Here is a 3,860-nt window from a genome sequence, read left to right as displayed (position 1 = left end):
CGTCAGGCTGCACAGCGCGGCCTTCGCAGCGGCATAGGGCGCGACAAGCGGCGAGGTCTGGCGGGCGTGGATCGAGGCGACATTCACGATCGCCCCGCCGCCCGGCATCATGCGTAGCGCGTGGCGAGTGAAAAAGGCGGCGCCCAGCAGGTTGATGCCAAGGATGCGGTTCCAGTCGGCGCCGGTCAGCTCGGCGATCGGCTTGTAGATCATCGCCCCGGCGATGTTGACGAGCCGGTCGAAGCCGCCGAACTCGTCGGCCGCGCGCGCCGCGACCGCCGCGACGGCGTCCTCGTCGGAGACATCGCACGACGCATAGGTGATTTTTTCGGCGCCGGCATCGAGCAGCGGCGCGGCGTCTCCGCCCTCGGCCGCGAGATCGACGAGCAGCAGCCGCGCGCCGCCTTCGGCAAAGATGCGCGCGGTCGCGGCGCCGATGCCGCCGAGCGCGCCCGTGATGACGACCGTCTTGTTCGCAAACCGCTTTGCACTTACCATTCGCGCAGGCTCCCGTCGGCACCGCGCCATACCGGATTGCGCCAGCGGTGCGGATCGCGCGCCACGCGGCGGACCTTTTCCTCGTCGATTTCGACGCCGAGGCCGGGGCCGGTCAGCGCGGCGACGCTGCCGCCTTCTACCGCGAAGACGCCCGGGTCCGCCAGATAGGTGCCGAGGTCGGCATCGATCGTGTTGTAGTGGATGCCGAGCGACATTTCCTGGATGATGAAATTGGGCGTCGACACCGCGATCTGCATGCACGCCGCGAGCGCGAGCGGGCCGAGCGGGCAATGCGGGGCGACCGCGACGTCATAGGTTTCGGCCATCGCGGCGATACGGCGCACTTCGGAGATGCCGCCCGCGTGGCTGAGATCGGGCTGGATGATGTCGACCGCGCCGAGTTCGAACAGGCGCTTGAAATCCCAACGCGTGTAGAGCCGTTCGCCGAAGGCGAGGGGGACGTGCGTTTGCGCCGCGAGCTGCGCGATCGCTTCGGGATGTTCGGAGGTCAGCGGCTCCTCGACGAAGAGCGGGCCATAGGGTTCGAGCGCGTGGATCAGCTGGCGCGCCATCGGTTTGTGGACGCGGCCGTGGAAATCGAGCCCGGCGTCGATCCCCGTCTCGCGCACGAGGCGGAGGCGTTCGACCGGTTCCTTGAGGCTGTCGGGGCTGTCGAGCCAGCCGATCGCCTCGGTGGCGTTCATCTTGACCGCGCGGAAGCCCTGTTCGCGCCGCGCCGCCGACGCGTCGGCGACGTCGCCCGGCCGGTCGCCGCCGATCCACGCATAGACGTCGACACGATCGCGCAGCTTGCCGCCGAGCAACTGCCACACCGGTACGCCGAGGCGCTTCCCCTTGATGTCCCACAGCGCCTGGTCGATGCCCGAAATCGCCGACATGAACACTGGGCCGCCGCGATAGAAGCCGAGGCGGTAGCAGGTCTGCCAGGCATCCTCGATCCGGTCGGCGTCATGCCCGATCAGCCGGTCGCGTGCGGCGTCGAGCGCGCCCGCGACGGCTTCGGCATGACCTTCGAGCGAGGCTTCGCCCCAGCCGGTGATGCCGTCGTCGGTTTCGACCCGTACGAACAGCCAGCGCGGCGGGACGAGGAACCATTCGATATTTGCGATTGAACTCATGCGGTGGTCGTTTCCTTGGTCAGAGAGGGAGCGCGCGCGGGCCGCGCGAAGGCGGACAGGCCGAGGCGACCGGTCTGGCGCAGCCGGTCGAAGATGACCGCCGCGAGCAGGATCCCGCCGCGCACGACATATTGGTAGAAAGTCGGGACATCGAGCAGGTTGAGTGCATTTTGCGCCGCCCCCATGATGAAGACGCCGATGATCACGCCGGTGATCGTCCCGACGCCGCCGGCGAGCGAGACGCCGCCGAGAACGCACGCCGAAATGACCGCGAGTTCGAGACCGAGGCTGGTGTTCGGCTGGCCGCTGGTGATGCGCGCGGCGAGGACGATGCCGGCGAGCCCGGCGATCAGCCCCTGCAGCGCGAAGACCGCGATGCGCACCCGGTCGACCGGAACCCCGGCCAGCCGCGCGGCCTCCGGATTGCCGCCAATCGCGAGGATGTTGCGCCCAAAGACGGTGCGGTTGAGGATGACGCCGAACAGCGCGAAGCAGAGGAACATGATCCAGATCGGGTAGTTGATGCCGAGGAAGGTGCCCGACCCGAGCTCGTAGAAGCGCTCGGCAGGGATCGATACCGCTTCGCCGCCCGATGCGAGGAAAGCGAGGCCGCGCACGATCTCCATCATCGCGAGCGTGACGATCAGCGAATTGACCTTGAGCTTGGCGACGATCAGGCCGTTGGCGAGACCGATGAACAATCCCGCCGCGAGCCCTGCGGCGACGCCGAGCGCGACGCTGCCGCTGCTGCTGATCGTCACCGCGCACACGACGCCGGACAGCGCGGTGATCGATCCGACCGACAGGTCGACCTCGCGCAGTGCGAGGACGAGCATCATCGTCGTCGCGATCGTGCCGACGAGCGTCACCGACAGGATCAGCCCGCGCATGTTCCGGATTCCGAAAAAGTCGGGAACGAGGATCGAAAGCCCGGCGAAGAGGAGGATGAAGATCAGCAGAGGGGCGAAGGCGCCGGCGCGGCCGATGGGGCTGGTTTTGGGGCTCATGGTCATTTCCTAAAGGGCCGGGTTCGGACGCGCGGCGGCGTCGGGTAGCGCGAGGCGCAGCAGGCGTTCGGGGGTCGCTTCGTCGCGGGTGAGAATTCCGGCAACGCCGCCTTCGCGCATCACGACGATGCGGTCTGCGACGCCCATCACCTCGGGCATGTCGGACGAGGCGAAGAGGATCGTGCGGCCTTCCCCGGCGAGGCGATAGATATGGGCGTAGATTTCGCTGCGCGCGCCGACGTCGATGCCGCGCGTCGGCTCGTCCATCAGCAGGATGCGCGCATCGGCGGCGAGCCAGCGCGCGATGATCGCCTTTTGCTGGTTGCCGCCCGACAGCGTCGCGATGGCGGTACCCGGCGATGCGGTCTTGACGCGCATCAGCGCGATCAGATCCTGCGCCTGCTGCGCTTCGCCGCCGCGATCGACGAACGGCCCCTTGCGGCCCCGCAGGTTGCGGCGCGCGAGGCTGATATTTTCGGCGACCGCGGCGAGCGGGACGATCCCTTCGGCCTTGCGGTCTTCGGGGCAGAGCGCGAGGCCTGCGGCGATCGCGAAGCGCGGATCGCGCGCGCGGAACGGCACCCCGTCGAAGCGGATGCTGCCCGATGCGAGCGGCTCGGCGCCATAGAGCAATTTCATCAGTTCGGACCGGCCCGCGCCGACGAGCCCGAACAGCCCGAGGATTTCGCCGCTGCGCACCTCGAAGCTCACCGGCTCGCGCACGCCGGGGCCGGTGACGCCGTCGATCGCTACGCTGACCGGGCCGTGCCCGCGCGGGCGATAGTCATAAATGTCGGCGATCGTGCGCCCGGCCATCGCCTGGATCAGCATGTCCTGCGTCAGCGCAGCCATGTCGGGAAAGTCGGCGACGTGACGACCATCGCGCAGCACGGTGACGCTGTCGCAAATCTCGAACACTTCCTCCATCCGGTGGCTGACGTAGAGGATGGCGCGCCCGTCGGCGCGAAGCTCGGCGATGATGCGCTTGAGCGTTTCGGTCTCGCGCGCGCTGAGCGAACTGGTCGGCTCGTCGAAGGCGATGATGCGCGCGTCGCGGAGCAGTGCCTTGCCGATCTCGACCATCTGGCGCTTGCCGATCGACAGCGCGCCGACGCGCGTATCGGGGTCGATATCCTCGCCGAGACGCGTGAGCATCGCCGCGGCGGTGCCCCTCATCGCCTTGCGGTCGAGCAGGCCGAGGCGCGTCGGATAGGCG

At 68.4% G+C, this 3,860-nt stretch carries 4 protein-coding genes; all 4 read right to left on the bottom strand.

Annotated elements, in window-relative coordinates; all coding sequences use genetic code 11:
• Positions 1 to 498 (bottom strand): SDR family oxidoreductase (locus VGD20_RS00605; protein ID WP_331132594.1); only part of this gene is annotated, 498 nt, incomplete at its 3' end.
• On the bottom strand, positions 492 to 1,637 hold the full coding sequence (gene dgoD / locus VGD20_RS00600; RefSeq protein WP_331132593.1) for a galactonate dehydratase: 1,146 nt from the start codon (positions 1,635 to 1,637) through the stop codon (positions 492 to 494). The genes dgoD and VGD20_RS00605, both read right to left, overlap by 7 nt.
• Complete coding sequence (gene araH / locus VGD20_RS00595) at positions 1,634 to 2,644, bottom strand: L-arabinose ABC transporter permease AraH (RefSeq protein WP_331132592.1); 1,011 nt, start codon at positions 2,642 to 2,644, stop codon at positions 1,634 to 1,636. Before araH ends, dgoD begins: the two co-directional genes overlap by 4 nt.
• Before the next feature lie 9 nt (positions 2,645 to 2,653).
• Positions 2,654 to 3,860, bottom strand: a 1,207-nt coding sequence (locus VGD20_RS00590) for an ATP-binding cassette domain-containing protein (RefSeq protein WP_331132591.1), incomplete at its 5' end; no start/stop codon positions are given.

Source organism: Sphingopyxis sp. (genome assembly GCF_036402335.1).
Classification (GTDB): domain Bacteria; phylum Pseudomonadota; class Alphaproteobacteria; order Sphingomonadales; family Sphingomonadaceae; genus Sphingopyxis.
The sequence above is the reverse complement of the archived record's forward strand: the minus strand, read 5'-3'. Positions and strand labels throughout refer to the sequence as shown.

Excerpts from the sequence above, each read along its gene's own strand:
- dgoD (WP_331132593.1), bottom strand. The coding sequence starts at position 1,637 with ATGAGTTCAATCGCAAATATCGAATGGTTCCTCGTCCCGCCGCGCTGG.
- araH (WP_331132592.1), bottom strand. The coding sequence starts at position 2,644 with ATGAGCCCCAAAACCAGCCCCATCGGCCGCGCCGGCGCCTTCGCCCCT.